Genomic DNA, 16,915 nt, shown 5'->3' with positions numbered 1-16,915 from the left:
ATTCGCATTGATTGCACAAAGAAAAGAAAAATGTGCTGAAAAACGAAATCTTTCTTCGATTTATTTTCAGAAAAGATGCATGTCTGGTTTTTCTCACGGCATACAGATGGTGATATTTACTTGACAGGCATTGTTCCTTTCAATTCGATGCGGCTGCGTCCTTCTCCTTTTTTTATGACACGGATTTGTACATTGATTCTTTCGTCTAACTCTTCACGATGCGATATGATGCCGACACGTCGCCCGTTTTGTCCTGCAATTTCCTGTAGTCGTTCAAGGGTAGACATGACAGAGTCTAAACTTTTTTCATCAAGTGTGCCGAAGCCCTCATCAATAAACAGAATGTCTATATTCATGTCCGGACGGTTCAACGACGAGAGTGCTAGCGATAATGCCAATGAAATCATGAAGCGTTCGCCTCCCGAAAGCACTGTTACGCTGCGCACTTGGTTTTTGTTGTAACAGTCTAAGACTAAAATGGAAAGCTGTTCGTTTTCTTCGCTGCATGTCAGCTTGTAACGGTCGGTAATCTGTGCGAGATAGATGTTTGCATTGTTGAGTAACGGCCGCAGGATATAGGATTGTACAAGTGTGCGGAAACGAGTTCCTCCAAAGCGGGAATTTAGCCGGTCCCATTTTGTAAAATTCTTTTTTACAGCTTCCAGTCTTGCTGTTATCTTTTTGAAGTTATCTTCGTTGCGTTTGTCTTCTTCCAGTTTACTGCAGATAGTTGCCTGTTCACTTACAAGCTGGTCACGGGTAAGTGCAAGTATGTTTTTTTCTTCCTGTAGCAGTGTAAGGTCTGGGATATCTTGTCCTTCACAGATACCTAGCTTTTCCATAGCTTCAGTCTGTTGCCTTTGCATTGTGGCAATGGCATCACGTCGTGAGGTGATACTTGCCTGGAGGTCATTGATACGTTGGCGTGCCTCTGGTATTTCTTTTTCTTTTCCAACGAGGGCAATAAGATCAGATTCGGCTGTGCCTGATGTCTTGTAATATATACCCAGTGTGGTTTCGCAAGCTGTGATAATGGCAGTACACTCACACGTGTCTTTGGCTATTGTATTAATTTCAATATAAAGCCTGGTCCATTCATCATTGATGTCACTGCATGGATAAGTGGCAGGAGAAGCTGAAGTGTCCCATCCGGCATGTAAATGGAGGATTTTGTCTCTTGTGTTTCCGATGGAGACTGCTGTAGCCTTTGCTGTTTGTAATTGTTGTGCAGCTGTATCAAACTTTTTTTTCATATCTGCGTATTCGTTAGCATCACGGCAAAGAATATTTTTGGTGCTGTAGGTGTCTTGTTGCCAACCGGGCATCCAGTTTGCCAATATTGCGTTCAAGTCAGTGAAGAGGTTGATTGCGGTCCGTTCTCCAGCTTTCTTTTGTTCGTGTAATTGATGTATATGTTGCTCGTTGGCATAAAAATCTTTGTCTGCCTGGACTTTAGCTTTATCGGCTGTTGTTTTTTGGATTTCAAGCTTCTTCTTCTCATTCAGCAACAGATTAATCTTGTTTTGTAATTCTTCGGCATCTTTTTGTTGCAGTTTGAGTTGGTGGAGGATCTGTCCGATTTCGTTTATGGCTATGTTGACCTGTTGTGCTATGGATTTCGTTATATCCAGACCCGATTGTTTTGCCACGGTCAGTGCCTGTTTTTTGGTAGCATCGGCTTTATTCTTTTGCTCAGCCAGTATGTGTCTTTGGGTTTCGAGCATGCCAGATGCTGTGTTGTATCTTTTTTTTGCTTCATCATATGCTGTGGTAGCTTTCAACAGGTTTTCCTCTGTAATGTTTTTCTCTTTTTCAAGAGGGGTAAGCACGGCTTTGAAGTCTTCGTCAAGATATATGTGATTGATGTGTTGTCCACACAAGGGACAGATGTCTGCCTGCTCAGCAATGAGACGTTTGCGTAACGTGACAAGGTGTTCTTCCAGACTGGTTTGCATGGTGTGGAGCAGGTTATTGGCTTTTTCGTCTTTTTCTTTAGCAGCCAGATAGGCTTTTTCGGCTTTTTGGACTGCTTGATGGAAAATGGTCAGTTTTTCGGTTTGTCCTTTAATTTCTTTATCAAGTTTTTCCAGATTGTTTGTATCAGTCTCCATGTTCTGTAGGGTTTGCTGAAGCTGTTTCAACCTGGTATTTCTCATGTTTGCCTGTTCAAGGTTTTGGTTTATCAAAACCGGGTTCAGCATTTCACGCTGTTTGCTTAAGGTCTCTATGTTTTTTTGTATGTCAGCTATTGCGTTATCTGTATTTGCTGCTGCCTGTGCGGTCTTTTCTACAATGTTTTTTAAGGTCGTTGTCCGGGCGGTTTCAGTTTCTATCTGTCTGGCGATGGTTTGTATTTCTTTGTTGGTGTCTTCATATTGTCGTATCTTTTGAATGATTTCTCCGGTTTTGCTATACACTTCTTCTTGACTTTGATGTGCCGTTATCCATTGGTGTAACTTTTCGGTTTTGTCGGATAGTAGGGACATGTCATGGTTGCGTTGGGCAAAATCGGCGGAAAGTCGGTTGAACATTTGTTGGCACATGGGTTCTTGGGAAAGCGATTGTTCCCTTTTGACTTTTGCTTCTTGCATTTTGACGAGTGTTTGGCGTTGGGCAGTGGTGTTGTCCCAGTTTTTGACCAGTTTCATGTCTGCTTTGTATTCTTCCCCTTGTAAGCGTTTTTGCAGTTGTTCCAGTTCTTCTTGAGCTAACGTTTGGTTTTTGCGGCATTGATTGATGGTATTGACTAAAGTGAGTTGCTGTTCGTTTAGTCGGATTTTTGTTTCCAGTGTCTGTTTTTGAGTGTTTATATTGGATTGTTCGGCAAGCAGTTTTTCTTTTTCTTCTTTGTCTAAAATATGTGTTTTTTCTGTTTCATATTCAGTTTGAGTTTGCTTGTAGATAGCCTGGGCTTTGTCGAAGAGGTTTTTGATAGCGGCACCGTATTTTGAGAAACGTTCGGTATTTGTCAGTTGTTCCAAGATGGCTTCACGTTCGGATTTGTTACCGGTAAGGAATGTTGCGAATTGTCCTTGTGCCAGCATGGCCATGCGTCCGAATTGTTCGAAGGTAAGTCCTACTGCCTGTAAGATGGTGTTGGCTACTTCTGTATTGCCGGATATCCAGTCGTTGTCTCCTTTTTTAACTTCCCATTTAGGCTGTCGATGCTTCAGCTGTTTACGGCTTCGCTGCATGCCAAGGGAAAGCCGTGCATGGTAGTTCATTCCATCGTTTCCTTCGAATATCACTTCGCTGTAACATTCTTCACGTTCGGATATTCCTAAGCGGGTATATTGCTCGATGCTGGCTACCCGCAGGGTTTCTCCTTCGGCATTGACATAATCATTTCTCATAGCGTTGGCCACTCCGTCTATGCGGGGAGTTTTCTTGTATAAAGCCATTGAGATACAATCCAGTATTACAGTTTTTCCGGCACCGGTATCTCCGCTGATAAGAAAAAGCGGGGCGGTTTCGCCACTTATGGCATCACGTAACCCGTTTTCAAAATCAATGTCACCTTTCTCTATGGAAGCAATGTTCCTGATATGTAGTTCTTTTATTTTCATGATTATTTGATTATCAAGTTTTTAGTCTTGTATGGGGTATGCATTTGCTGGCAATGAATGATTTACAGACTTCGGAATCTGCTGTTTATGCGGTTAATTCTGTATTGTTTTTTTGCGCGAAGCATTGCTTTCTTCTGCCATGCGTTTTACTTCCGCTTCTATTTCGACAAATGCCTGACGTACTTCATCCATGTCGAGTTCTGGATATTGTTGTTTGGTTTTTTCTATAAAGAGAACCGGATTTGTCATCTGTTGTATTTCGGCTACTTCAAATTTGGGTTTGGTTGCCTCGACAGTGTTGTTTTCTGAAGTTCCTGTCCATTTTATTTTCGGATTGTAGCGCAATTCACCGTTATAAGCATCGGTGATGGTGTAGACCATTTGATTGAAATCTGAAGGTAACGATGTTGCATAATCCATTTGCAAGCGGATGTATCCTCTTCCACCTTTTTCGGCAAATTGTTTGATGCCGTTCAGTGCTTCTTCGGCACTGGCAAATGCAGTTTCATTGGCAGGTAAAAGATAGAAATGACGTAATTCGTTGATGCGTAATTGCCGTATACGTACATTGCCTCCATGACTTTTTATTTCTATGACACTGACGGTGTGAGGATAGTTTTCATCGCTACTTACGTGCAGGGCACTGCCTGCATAGCGTATGACAGGGGCAGGGTAGGTTACGTCTGTCTGCTGGTTGTCATCTCTGTGTCCGATGGTTTGCGGTCTATGTATGTGTCCAAGTGCCAGGTAGTCGTATCCTGTGCCTAAGCTAGCAATTTCTTGGGTACGTATGTGCCCGATATCGAAGTCGTGTCCTGTCATATCACTTCCTTTGACAGTAAGATGTCCTGTCATGATAACTGGCTTCCCTTCAGTATTTTCCGCTTTTACATAGTCCAGCAGTGACTGAATCATGGAGGTACGTTCGCCAGTCATATAAGGTAATGCAATAATGTACCCGTTCGGCAGATTGATTATGAAATTTTTTTGCCATTCGTCTGCCGATGTAAAATCGGCAGGTGGCGGTGTTCCTATAAGGTGTGTATTAGCCAGCTTCCATATCTCATGATTAGATTGGATGCGGGAGGCTGAATCGTGATTGCCTGCGATGATGACCAGATGCATGGTAGGGGAGGCTTGGTGTAAGCGTACAAAACGGTCGGTAAATGATTTCCAGACGGCAGCCGAAGGTTGTTGGATATCGAATACATCCCCACTTACGATTAAGGCGTCGGGCTGTTCTTCTTGGCACCATCGTTCCAATTGTGAGAAAAAGCAATCGTGCTCATCGTTCCGTTCATAATTTTGATAAATGATTTGTCCCAAGTGCAAATCGGCAGTATGAAGTATTTTCATGCTTGTAATTATAGGTTTCTAAAGGCAAGTTATCAAAAATAGTTGGAATATGCAAGAAAAAACGAGAATATGCAATTGGGGGTCTTTTAATTTCCCAAGCACCTGCTTCTGCTTTCTAAGAAGCTGTTTTGAATTTCTCCAAAAAGTTTTTCTTGGCTTGATGTATCCGTTTTCGTGTGTGCTTTGGGCGATTTTTTGGTCCTTTTCGCTCCTGTTCTTCGTCAGATAGCCCGCTATCTTCCTCATCACAGAAGCGAAAAATGCCTCAAAAACTCATCCCAAATCATCGCACGATAAATCCAAAACAGCTTCTAAACTATATTCTTTCTCAGCAGCAGATAACTTCATCTGATGTAAGATTAATAATCTTACAGCGGATGGACTATATGTTTGTCTTAAAATGCATGTCCGACAAAAACCAATATATACCCCTGAAAAATGAATATATACTGCATCCGCGATTGAATATATACTGCATCCGCGATTGAATATATACTGCATTCGCGATTGAATATATACTGCATTCGTGATTGAATATATACTGCATTCGTGATTGAATATATACTGCATTCGCCTACGGATATATACTTCATCGGCAAATGCAGTACTACTGCGTTTCCGACTCGGACGGATTGGCTAATGGCGGCCATTCATATTTCCTTAGAAGAAGCTGTTTTGAATTTCTTCAAAAAGTTTTTCTATTCATTTTCGTGTGTGCTTTGGGTGATTTTTTGATCCTTCCCGTTTCTGTTCTTCGTCAGATAGCCCGCTATCTTCCTCATCACAGAAGCAGAAATGCTTCAAAAACTCATTCCAAATCATCGCACGATAGATTCAAAACGGTTTCTTAAAGTATTTGTTCTATTTGCTTGAGTTCTTCGGAACTGAATGCTGTATTCTTCAAGCACATTAGATTGTCTTGCAATTGCTGTACGGAACTGGCACCGATAATGACCGAAGTAACCAGGTCATCTTTCAGTAACCAGGCTAGTGCCATTTCAGCCAGTGTTTGTCCACGTGAAGCTGCGATTTTGTCTAAAGCTTTTATTTTGCCGATTGTTTCAGGGGTAAGGGACTCTTTCTTTAAGAAACCGCCTCGTGCGATGCGTGAGTCGGTGGGGATACCATTCAGGTAGCGGTTTGTCAACAGTCCTTGAGCAAGTGGTGAGAAAGCGATAAATCCGCTGCCAGCCTGTCGTGCTTGGTCGAGTATGCCTTCTTGTTCTACTTTACGGTCGAACATATTGTATCTTCCTTGATATAACAGGCAGTGTATGTGCTGCGATTGTAGGTAGTTGTAGGCTTCTTCTGCCTTGTCTTTCGGGTATTTAGAGATACCTACGTAGAGTGCTTTGCCTTGGTGTATGATGTCTACCAATGTTTGTAAGGTCTCTTCCAAAGGTGTTTCCGGGTCATAGCGGTGGCTGTAGAAAATATCTACATATTCCAGATGCATCCGTTTTAAGCTTTGGTCGAGGCTGGCTATAAGATGTTTGCGTGAGTTCCAGGTTCCGTAAGGACCTTGCCACATGTCGTGTCCGGCTTTTGTTGAGATAAACAGTTCATCGCGGTAAGGTGCCATTGATTTTTGCATGATTTGCCCGAATGTTTCTTCTGCCGAGCCTGCTGAGGGACCGTAGTTGTTTGCTAGGTCGAAATGTGTGATTCCATGGTCGAAAGCATAATGGACGATGTTTTTACAAGTCGAAAAGATATCTATGTCTCCGAAGTTGTGCCACATTCCCAGTGATATTTCCGGCAGGAGAATGCCACTTTTTCCTGCACGCCGGTATTTCATGCCACATTCATAACGGTTTTTGTCTGCTGCGTAAACATAATTATTCATAGAGTCGTTTTTTTAAGATTATATGTAAAAATGAATGAGTATCCGATTCAGCCATTTCCATCTGATTCTGAACCATCGGCGTGTGCTGATTTGCCTGCCACCGAAGCGGAGAATGAAGTCACGGTATGTATATTTTTTGAAAGGAATGCCAGCTTCGATGAATTCGAAATGTCTGTATCCGTGTTGGCGTGAATAAGTCATGGCTTTCCATACAGCCAAGATGCCTGGATAGAGTAGGGGATAGCTTTTCCGCATTCCGGCAGAGAATAGTAAGTAAGCAGTGTCTTGCGAAAAAAGGCAGACAGAGCCGCCGATGATTTTGTTTTTGTAGCGAATGACGAATATTTGTCCCAGTTTATCTCGGGTAGGATGTTCTAGCAGGGAAATAAAGAAACGGAGGTCGGGTAGGAAACGGTGAATTTTCGAAGCATAGTATTTTCTCAGCATGGCAAAGAACTCTTCAAGGTCTTTGCGGTTGTTTACTACATCCATTTGGGCTCCGTTTTTCAGTCCGCGTGCGATCTGGCGCTTGCGGGACGGGCTGGCCCATTTGTCTAATGCAGTATGATGAATGGAATTGCGTACCCGCAACCAGCGTACAGGGAAATATCCGTTTTGGCGGAAGTATTTGTAACCGAAAAGCGATTGTTCCAAATTACGGAATTCCAGAAAGAACGAATCGTCCTGAAAACGTACCGTAAGGTAAGAAAGAAATTTGCCGAAAATGGTCTCGTCTTTCACAGCCGAGTGGAAATATTCGCCTGTCCCGTAAGCATACGTTTTGTTACATAGTCCGGTAATCCGTGCGTTACGCCGGGTAATGCAGAGTAGTTTGCCTACTGCTTTATTACCTTCCCAAGCTACTAGCAGTACCGGACGGTAACCGGGAGTTTGTTCTAATATTTGGAACAACTCGGTAGAATGAAAAACATTGGTTCCTGGAAGGTCCGGGATGTCTTTCGACTGTTCGTATATATTCACTTGGATAGCCATGATAGTGCAAAGATAATACAAAAAAGTGAGATACTGAGCAAATCACGGAAATATGATTGAAAGTTAATGATTTATGGGATTTTGGCGATTTGAGTGAGTGCCAACTGAAACCGGGAAAAAGCCAACTTGAACCGTAATTGCGTTACCAGCTCGTTACCTGAAATCCGAACGGGTAACGGAATGGAAAAGCCCGGCAAAACATGGCAAGAACTGCAATTATACAGGCAGTTGGCAAGGTTCGGGATGAAAAAGTCTTGCGGCAGATTCGATTGCTTCGGTCTGCTGCGGTTTACATACAGGCAAACAGCTCTACACAAGGTAATTTTGCAACCATAAAAAAGTAGGAACTATGAGTAGAGCGACATTCAAGATTTTATTTTACCTCAAGCGCAACGCACCGAAGAAGAACGGGCTGATACCGGTCATGTGCCGTATCACGGTGAACGGGAAAATCGCACAGTTCAGTTGCAAGCTGGACGTGGAGGAAAAGATGTGGAGCGTGGAAACCGGACGGCTGACCGGAAGGAGCAACGTGGCTCTGGAAGGCAACCGTATGCTGGACAAAATCCGCGTGGGTGTGAACAAGGCCTATCAGGACGTGTTCGACCGTGACACTTATGTCACGGCGGAGAAGGTACGCAACGAATACCTCGGCATGGGCATGAACCACAAGACGCTGCTTGCCGTGTTCCGGCAGCACAACGAGGACTACGCCAAATTAGTGGGCAAGATGAAGAGCCAACGCAGTTACTGGAAATACTGCGTGGTTTACAAGCACCTGTCGGAGTTCATCAAAACCCGGTACAAAGTGGAGGACATCGCCCTGAAAGAGCTTGCGCCCGCCTTCATCACGGACTTCGAGCTGTTCCTCCGCGTGGAGAAAGGGCATTGCACCAACACCGTGTGGTCGTACATGATGCCTTTCCGGAGCATCATCTTCACCGCCATCAACAACGGCTGGTTGCAGCGTGACCCGTTCTATGCCTACCACATCACGAAGGAGGAAACGAAACGCGGCTACCTGACGAAAGAGGAAATCACGCAGATGATAAACTGCACGTTCAAGAGGAAGAACTATGAACTGATACGCGACCTCTTCATCTTCTGCTGCTTCACCGGATTGAGCTGGCGTGACATGGCGAACCTCACGGAAGAGAACCTGCAAGTCTCTTTCGACGGTCACCTGTGGATAAAGACAAGCCGCCAGAAGACCGGTGTGGCGACGAACATCCGCCTGCTGGACGTGGCGAAGCACATCATCGACAAATACAAAGGCGTTTCCAAAGACGGCAAGCTGCTGCCTGTCCCATGCTATAACATCTGTAAATACGGCATCAAACAGGTAGCCAGACAATGCGGGATAAACAAAAACGTGACCTGGCACCAAAGTAGGCATTCGTATGCCACGACGATATGTCTTTCCAACGGCGTACCCATTGAAACGCTGTCGAAACTGATGGGGCATACAAGCATCCGTTCGACCCAGATCTATGCGAAAATCACAGCTGAGAAGATGAGCCGGGACATGGAACAGCTCTCCCAAAAACTCGCCCCGATGGAACAGTTCATCTGCCAAGCCATTTAGAAGTTGAACCTGAAAACGAAAAGAAACATGGAAACGAGAGGCATCATAACAATAGAAGAAAAGACGGTAGTCCTGCCCGATGCCGAAGTGTGGATGACGACCGGAGAAATCGCAGGCCTGTTCTATGTGCGCGGCGTGTCGGTGGAAGCCGCCATAAGGAAACTGAAAAAGGACGGCATCGCGGACGGCGGTTCATGCCGGCGCATACGGCTACAGGAAGCAAAAGGTTATACGGAGATTTACGGCATGGAAACGGTCATAGCCCTGTCGTTCCGGTTCGACACGGGGCAGGCGGCACTGTTCCGCAAATGGCTCGCCCGGACGGTGGCGTGTTCCAAGAAAGAGCCTACGGTCTTGTTCCTGCATCATCCGCATGGGGCATACTGCTGAACGGCACAGGCACGGCCTGAAATGAACATCGGGAGCGGCAACCCGCATGAGGGTATCCGTCTCCCGATGTTTTTTACTTGCCGCAAGCGTCAGTATGCCTTGCGGTAGTTACGTTCCAGTACCTTCTGGATGTCGCTCTCGCGGTAGAGCGTCTTGCCGCCGAACAGGAAATAGGGCAATATCCCCTCGTGGCGGTACTGCTGCAAGGTGCGCCGGCTCACGTGCAGCCTCCGTGCCAAGTCCCTGTCGGTGAGGTAACGCTCGCCGCCCATCGGTGGGATGTATCCGTCGGCGAGCCTGTCCGCCATTTTCAGGCTTCTCCGGACGGACTGCATGGCGTCGGCAAGTACGCCGCAGTCCTTTGTCAATACATTGTCATTCATCTTACATAGGATTTAGTGGCACACTTCAAGTGTCAGACGGACGGTTGTCCCGTTTCGGGAACGGGCAACAGCCGTTCCACATCCTCCGGCCTGTAATAGAACTTGCGTCCGATTTGGGAATATGCAATGCCGTGCCTGTCGCGCATGGCCTGCAAGGTCTTCGGGGTTATGCTCAGCATACGGCACACGTCCTCCGTGTCCATCCATTCGGCAAGGCGGCGGTCGCCGCCCTTTTCGGCAAGCGTCCTCACCCTGTCCTCCAATGCCTTCACTCCGGCAAGGAGCATATCGAAGGCGGTCTTCTCAATGATTACTATTTCCATTCTTTCAAAATTTTATCGGTTTGCCGCAAAGTTACACAGCCGTGGGCCGGAACCGACCGGGCAAGGAAACAGTGGCAGCTTGTGGCTCTTTTTATTGTGCCACATCAGGACATGACGGAAACAGACGGCTTGGAATGTCGGTTTGGCGGTTTTCCATGATAAAAATGCCCGTTGAAGCCCCTGCAAGGCGGAAAATCCATAAAAATCTCCCGTAAGTTACGGGTAAGTACCGTGCCCGCCCCATTGGAATGGCCGAATTTTGCTCCCGACAAACTGATTCACTAACAATTAAAAGATTGAGGAATATGGAAATCATCACGATGGAAAGCGCCGCCTACAAGGACATCGTAGGGCGCATCGAGGAAATCGCCTCCCATGTGAGGAGGCAAGGCATGGAGGGACAGCGGAACGATACCGCCTGCCTTCTGGACAGCCGCGAAGTGATGCGCCTGCTCTGTGTCAGCCGCCGCACGCTGCAACGGCTGCGCGACGAGAAGCGCATCGGGTATGTCATCATCCGGGGCGACTGCCGTTACCCTCCGGAAGAAGTGGAACGCATCATCCGGGAGAATGCGGTCAAGACTTCACCGGAGAAACCGGAGGAACTGAAACACAACTACCGGCTCCGCACGGGCGGAAAGGCGGGCAGGAAATGAAAGGAGGAACGGCTATGGAGTTTTTAGACAGACGCACTTTCGAGGACTGCATGAGGCAGGTGTTCAGCCGCCTCGACCGTCAGGAGGAGATGCTCTCCGCCATGCGCGGTGACGTGAATGAAAAGCCACAGGGCACCGCCTTGTTGGAAGAGGACACGATGGACAACCAAGACGTGTGCATGCTGCTCCACGTGAGCAAACGCACCCTGCAACGCTACCGCAGCGACGGGTTGCTGCCCTACCGGATGCACCGCCACAAGACCTATTACCGCAGGGCGGACGTGGAACTGTTCATCAGCACCCACATGCGGGAAATACTCCGTGACAGGGCTCAGGATAAGGCGGACAATACCAAAAGAAAATCAAATGACAAAAGAACGAACCGTAAAAATTAAACTGAAATGGAACAGAAAAAGAAAAACGAGAAAGACGTGCTGGTCGTCCGCGACGAGAAGACGGGCGAAATCAGCGTAGTAGCCGGGCTGGACAGCAAGGGCTATCCGAAGACGGCTCCGGCAAAGGCGGAACACTCGCAGGACTTCCTGCGCTTCGACCGCCACGGTGACATGGTGGACAACTTCTTCAGGAATTTCTACCGCCAGTGCAAGGAGCCTACACGTTTCGGCTTCTACCGGGTGGCGGCGGAGGCCGTGGATACGCTACTGCCGGTCATTAAGGACTTCCTGAAGGACCCTGTGGCGAACGCGGAGATACTCTCGGCGCACAAGGTGGACACTTCGGAATACCGGAAGCAGGCGGAAACGGAGAATGTAAAACAAGAAAGCGACAATGAACCCCTTAAAAAGACAGAAGAAATGGAACAGAAAAAAGAAGAACAGAAACAGGAAGTGCAACAGCCTCAAACGGCTGAAGCGCAAGATGAGCAGCAACCGCAGAAACAGGAGAAGCCGAACCTGATAGCGGACGACCAAGTGGACTGGAATGAGCTGCTCAAATGCGGCATCGACAAGGAAAAGCTTTCAGAAAAGGATTTGAAAGCCCTGATGAACTACGGCAAGACGGGACTGGTGACGGTGAAGCCGACCTTCGGCTACGAGAGCTACGAGCTGCAAGCCCGCCTCTCATTCCAGAAAATGGAGGACGGCAAACTGAAACTCACTCCCCACTTCGTGCGCCACGAGCCGCGCCTTGACATCCCCCACAACGGCTACACCTTCACTTGCAAGGCCGGTGCAACGCGCGAACCTTAACCGGTCTGACCGTTTTGTATATGCGTATGCAACGCTCGCTCTCATCAATCAGCGTCTGAAGGATGAAAAACTTGAATTTGACAAACTGACACTTTGCATTTCAAACCGCACGAGAATCACGTATTTCCGAGCACAGGACGGCTTGCTCGAAAAAAACGAAACGAAATTTCATAATTTGCAGTACCATAGGGCAATAGCGAGATGCTTACATTTAAAATAGGGTTTCAGGCAGCCTTCCGGAGCCTTTAGATAAAGAAAACTGACAAAAAACGGCATCTGTTTGCTTCAACCGCCATGTATACATTTCGCACCCCAATTTGTATGCTTTTTGCACTCAAAATACGCTCGGAAAGGTCGTTTTTAGCATATTTATACAGATTTTGGGCAAAATTCGATTCTATTTTGGCGTTTTGAAAAAAGTACTGTAAACAAATATCGAGTATTCCCATCAGTTTGTTAGCAAAACAAGGATTCTGCTAACAAGTGCGTTTGGGTAAAAAGAGGGCTCCGCCAAGGGCGGGTTACTAAATTGTAACTTCAGGAAATGGTATAAACGAACTATGAGCAGACCCTTTATCACACTGATTCTTTAGCCTTCGGCACGCAAATCTGGGAATCAATCACCTACACTTGCGAAGCTTGAACAGATCATATGCCGATGGTATGAGGTTTAAATGAATGAGCCGTGAAGATCCGATGAAACCCGCCTGTGAGGTAAATGGGGGAAAGGACGGGGACGAAAAAGCACAGGCTTGCCCATAACGGATATACGGGCAAGCCTGTGTGTAGAAAGATTCAATGCTGGGAGCGTCACTCAAGGCATTTCAATGTCAGTCTGGCGGAACGTACTCCCGGAGCTTTGGCTTCTATCTCGATGTTTCCGCCTTGTTCGCCGCTCTGCACGATGGCCGTCAGCTGGCCTGAGAAAGCGTGCATCCGTGGCAGGTGGAAGAGGTCCAGGCAGGTGGCATCGCCATTGGCTGCGGCACGGAAGCTGCCCGCTCCTTTGACAGAGAAGCGCACCAGGCGGCTGTCTGCCGGGCAGAGGTTGCCGTCCTTGTCCACCACACGCACGGTGATGTATGACAGATCCTTGCCGTCGGCTTTGAGCTGGGTGCGGTCGGGCACCAGCTCCAGATGATGAGGTTTGCCGGCCGTGCGGACGGTTTTGATGTCGGCTGTATCTCCCGAAGCCTTGTAAGCGACGACTTTCAGTTCGCCCGGTTCGTAGACCACCTTGTCCCAGATCAGGCGGAAGCGGCGTTGCAGGGCCAAGCTGTCTTTGCCCTCCAGTGCTTTGCTTTCGGCGGCAGTCAGTTTGCGCAGACGCCCTTGACTCTTGCCGTTTACAAAAAGCTCGGCCTCCGGATAGTCGGTGTAGACAAAGACTGGCGTCACTTGGCCTTCACGGCCGGGCCATGTCCAGTGGGGCAGCAGGTGCAGGGTGTGGGCCTCCTTGTTCCACAGGCTGCGGTAGAGGTAGTAGCGGTCTTTGGGGAGGGAAGCCAGGTCGATGATGCCGAACAGCGAGCTGTGGTTGGGCCAGGCGTTGGTGTCATAGGGGGAAGGTTCGCCCAAATAGTCAAATCCTGTCCACACGAACTGTCCCATCGTCCAAGGATAATCCTCGGCCAAGGCCAAGTCCTCATCGGGCACATTGGACCAGCTGCACGCCTCCAGGTCGTAACTCGATGACTGATGGTCGGGATAGGTGGCATTTTTCTTGGGAAGCGCAGGAAACTTGTACACGCCCCGCGAGCTGACCGTCGAGGCTGTTTCCGAGCCGAGCACGACAGACTGTGGCAACAGGCGGTAGGCTTCCTGATAGCGGAAGGTGCGGTAGTTGAAGCCCGGCACGTCGAGCAGGGTGGCAAATCCGTTGTTAAGCACACATGTCACTTGATCCATGCCGCAGGTGACGGGGCGGGTGGGGTCTTCGCGGTGGCAGATGCCTTGCAGAAAGGCGGCCACCTTGTATCCCTCTGCTTCGCATTGCGTGGGCACCTCGTTGCCGATGCTCCACATCACCACGGAGGGGTTGTTGCGGAAGTGGTGCAGCATGTTCACCATGTCACGTTCTGCCCATTCGTTGAAGAAGCGGTGGTAGCCGTTTTCACATTTGGCGATGTCCCATTCATCGAAAGGCTCCACCATCATCATGAACCCCATCTCGTCACAGAGTTCCACCAGCTCTTCGGCAGGCATGTTGTGGGAGGTACGGATGGCGTCGCAGCCCATGTCTTTCAGCAGGGTTAGCTGGCGGCGCAGGGCTGCCTCATTGATGGCGGCACCCAGCGGGCCAAGGTCGTGGTGGTTGCACACGCCCCGGAACTTGCGCACTTTCCCGTTTAGCACGAAACCCTTGTCGGCCACTACGGCAATGCTGCGGATGCCAAAGCGGGTGGTGTATTCGTCCACCTGTTTGCCTTCTACATAGATGCGCGAGACGGCCCGGTAGAGGTGCGGCGTCTCTGGCGACCAAAGTTTCGGATGCTCCACCAGGAAATTCTGTTCGAAAGCGATGCCGGCGTTCATGCGGCGGGTGTGGTCTTTCGTGGCTGCCACTTTCCCGTCCGGCCCGATGAGTTCGGTCACGATGCGCACTTCGCGTCCGTCGGCTCCTTCCACGGTGGTGAGCAGCTTCACCGATGCATAGGCTTCGCTGACATGCGGGGTGGTGAGATGGGTACCCCATACCGGCACGTGCACATCATCTGTCAGCACCAGGCGCACTTTGCGGTACAAGCCTGCTCCCGGATACCAACGGGAAGACTGCGGGAGGTTTTCCAGGCGAACGGCCAGTGTGTTTGGAGTGCCGTCTGTGGCCAGCAGGCCGGTCACGTCGCAGTGGAAGGCGTTATAGCCGAACGGCCAGAAACAGACTTCCTGTCCGTTGACATAGACCCTTGCCTCGCTCATGGCACCGTCAAACTGCAGGGTGACGTGCTTGTCGGCAGGTGTCTGGAAGGTGGTTCGGTACCATCCCACACCCATGTAGGGCAGGCCGCCGGTGCGTCCGGTCTTGACCGAAGCCTCCGTCTCGAAGTTTTGCGTCACAGCCACGTTCTGAAGATCGTGTTTCCGGTCGAAGGGGCCGTAGATGGCCCAGTCGTGGGGCACGCTGACAGTTTGCCAGCCGCTGTCGTCAAACGAAGGCGCAACGGCCTCGGGCACGTCACCTCGGGTGAATTTCCAGCCTTTTTCCAGTACGGTCTCCGTGCGTTGTGCCTGTGCGGGCAGGACCGACAGCAGCCATGCCGCGAGCAAGAATAAGCATTGTTTCTTTTTCATGTTCCAATCAGGTTGTAAAAATATGTGTATGCAGCAAATGTAGATAAAATCTGCGGATCCTACATCAGCAGCATGATGAATTTGTTTTTATTTAGAGAAAAGGCAGGCATGAAAGTGATGCATTCTTTTCCTTAAAGTAGCTCCAATGCTCCGCTATTATCATTTGAAAGCATCCAAGGCGATGGTGGGACGGCCGTTGTCATCAAAGGCACCCTTGAAGTAGCCGTTCCATCCCGAATAACATTGCGGCTCCCAATAGAACACTCCCAAGCAGGCCGGTATTTCCCGGCTGCGGCTCAGCAGTTCGGTCAGGAAGGCCAGGGCAGCTTCGTCCTCGTCCCAGTTCATGCCTGTCTCGCAGATCATCACTTCCTTGCCGTAGCGGGTGGACACGTCCTGCATATTGGCTACGCAAGCATCCAGCATCTCCTGCCAGTTGTCGGCATCGGGATAGAGGGACATGCCGATGACATCGTATTCCGCCCCGTTCTCTTCCAACAGGCCAAAGTTCCACTGGAACAGTCCGTTGTCATCACCGCTCTGCACGTGGACGATCACTTTGGTTTCGGGGAACACTTCCTTTGCGGCGCGGCTGCCCGTGGTGATGAAGGCAGCGTAGTTGGTCGGGTTGGCGGGGTAGGTGATGCCGTTGGACTGGATGTCGTAGGCGGCTCCGCTCAGGGTCTGGTCGGTGTCCCACAGCATGCCTGGTCCTGTCTCATTGCCCACCTGTATCCATTCCGGGGTGATGCCTTCAGCCTTCAGCGCATTCAGCACGTCTTGGGTATGGGTGCGGATGGCGGCGTGCAGCTCATCCAAGGCCAGTCCCTCCCAGGCTGCGGGCTTAAACTGGGCGGAGGGGTCGGCCCAGGTATCGCTGTAGTGGAAGTCGATCATCAGGCGGTAGCCCAACTGATGGGCGCGCCAAGCCTTGGCCAGTACATCATCCTGATTGCACCAGCCGTCTGCCGGGTTCACCCAGACACGCAGGCGGATGGCATTGAAGCCCAGTTCGCGCAGGAGGCTCATGCATTCAGTGCCGCGTCCGTCGGCGGTGTAGAAGCGGACTCCCGATGCCTCCATTTGCGTCAGCCAGCTCACATCGGCCCCTCGGACGAAGCCGCTCATGTCATATACGGGGTCTTCGGGGAAGACGGGTGTATCGTTGTCATCGTTGCAGGCAGCTGTACCTAAGAGCAGCAAGCCTGACAGAAATAAGTGTTTCAGTTTCATATCTGTCTATTTTTTATATTAAAAGGTAATGAATGAGGGGGCGACGGCTGTCGGTGATGCCGTCACCCCGGATGATTATATA

Annotated in this window: 13 protein-coding genes; 5 read left to right on the top strand and 8 right to left on the bottom strand. The window is 49.1% G+C overall.

Annotated features, from left to right (window positions below):
* Positions 1-116: 116 nt before the first annotated feature.
* The 4 genes from B5F78_RS01410 to B5F78_RS01385 all read right to left on the bottom strand — a co-directional run bounded on the left by B5F78_RS01410 (position 117) and on the right by B5F78_RS01385 (position 7,761).
* A complete protein-coding gene (locus tag B5F78_RS01410) occupies positions 117-3,566 on the bottom strand; it encodes an AAA family ATPase (RefSeq protein ID WP_087405771.1) in 3,450 nt (1,149 codons plus the stop codon).
* A gap of 93 nt (positions 3,567-3,659) precedes the next feature.
* Complete coding sequence (locus B5F78_RS01405; protein WP_087405770.1) at positions 3,660-4,922, bottom strand: metallophosphoesterase family protein; 1,263 nt, start codon at positions 4,920-4,922, stop codon at positions 3,660-3,662.
* An 847-nt stretch (positions 4,923-5,769) separates the two neighbouring features.
* On the bottom strand, positions 5,770-6,768 hold the full coding sequence (locus B5F78_RS01390) for an aldo/keto reductase (protein ID WP_087249924.1): 999 nt from the start codon (positions 6,766-6,768) through the stop codon (positions 5,770-5,772).
* Between the two features lie 18 nt (positions 6,769-6,786).
* On the bottom strand, positions 6,787-7,761 hold the full coding sequence (locus B5F78_RS01385; RefSeq protein ID WP_022039477.1) for a GNAT family N-acetyltransferase: 975 nt from the start codon (positions 7,759-7,761) through the stop codon (positions 6,787-6,789).
* Between the two features lie 349 nt (positions 7,762-8,110).
* Here B5F78_RS01385 and B5F78_RS01380 point away from each other — a divergent pair, with 349 nt between their 5' ends.
* Together B5F78_RS01380 and B5F78_RS01375 are read left to right on the top strand one after the other, a co-directional pair.
* A complete protein-coding gene (locus B5F78_RS01380; RefSeq protein ID WP_087405768.1) occupies positions 8,111-9,346 on the top strand; it encodes a site-specific integrase in 1,236 nt (411 codons plus the stop codon).
* A 27-nt stretch (positions 9,347-9,373) separates the two neighbouring features.
* A complete protein-coding gene (locus B5F78_RS01375) occupies positions 9,374-9,736 on the top strand; it encodes a hypothetical protein (protein ID WP_087247920.1) in 363 nt (120 codons plus the stop codon).
* 89 nt (positions 9,737-9,825) lie between these two features.
* Here B5F78_RS01375 and B5F78_RS01370 read toward each other — a convergent pair whose 3' ends face one another.
* A complete protein-coding gene (locus tag B5F78_RS01370) occupies positions 9,826-10,119 on the bottom strand; it encodes a helix-turn-helix domain-containing protein (RefSeq protein ID WP_032570631.1) in 294 nt (97 codons plus the stop codon).
* 32 nt (positions 10,120-10,151) lie between these two features.
* Positions 10,152-10,442, bottom strand: a complete 291-nt coding sequence (locus tag B5F78_RS01365) for a helix-turn-helix domain-containing protein (protein WP_087247925.1) — start codon at positions 10,440-10,442, stop codon at positions 10,152-10,154.
* Between the two features lie 305 nt (positions 10,443-10,747).
* Between B5F78_RS01365 and B5F78_RS01360 the strand changes: the two genes are divergently transcribed.
* Genes B5F78_RS01360 through B5F78_RS01350 form a run of 3 tightly spaced genes read left to right on the top strand, consistent with a single transcriptional unit; the run spans position 10,748 to position 12,309 of the window.
* On the top strand, positions 10,748-11,098 hold the full coding sequence (locus B5F78_RS01360; protein WP_087405767.1) for a helix-turn-helix domain-containing protein: 351 nt from the start codon (positions 10,748-10,750) through the stop codon (positions 11,096-11,098).
* A complete protein-coding gene (locus B5F78_RS01355; RefSeq protein ID WP_230586222.1) occupies positions 11,095-11,493 on the top strand; it encodes a helix-turn-helix domain-containing protein in 399 nt (132 codons plus the stop codon). The genes B5F78_RS01360 and B5F78_RS01355 overlap by 4 nt, the downstream gene beginning before the upstream one ends.
* A 6-nt stretch (positions 11,494-11,499) precedes the next feature.
* A complete protein-coding gene (locus B5F78_RS01350) occupies positions 11,500-12,309 on the top strand; it encodes a DUF4099 domain-containing protein (protein WP_239473436.1) in 810 nt (269 codons plus the stop codon).
* Between the two features lie 810 nt (positions 12,310-13,119).
* Here the strand turns inward: B5F78_RS01350 and B5F78_RS01340 are convergent.
* Entirely contained in the window at positions 13,120-15,600 is a 2,481-nt protein-coding gene (locus B5F78_RS01340) for a glycoside hydrolase family 2 TIM barrel-domain containing protein (protein WP_087405765.1), read from the bottom strand.
* A gap of 159 nt (positions 15,601-15,759) precedes the next feature.
* Positions 15,760-16,833, bottom strand: coding sequence for a glycoside hydrolase family 53 protein (locus B5F78_RS01335; protein WP_087405764.1), 1,074 nt, complete (start codon positions 16,831-16,833; stop codon positions 15,760-15,762).
* Between the last annotated feature and the right edge of the window lie 82 nt (positions 16,834-16,915).

The sequence above is a fragment of the Bacteroides sp. An279 genome (assembly GCF_002159615.1).
Classification (GTDB): domain Bacteria; phylum Bacteroidota; class Bacteroidia; order Bacteroidales; family Bacteroidaceae; genus Phocaeicola; species Phocaeicola intestinalis.
Note: the sequence above shows the minus strand (reverse complement) of the source record. Positions and strands in the feature narration are given on the sequence as shown.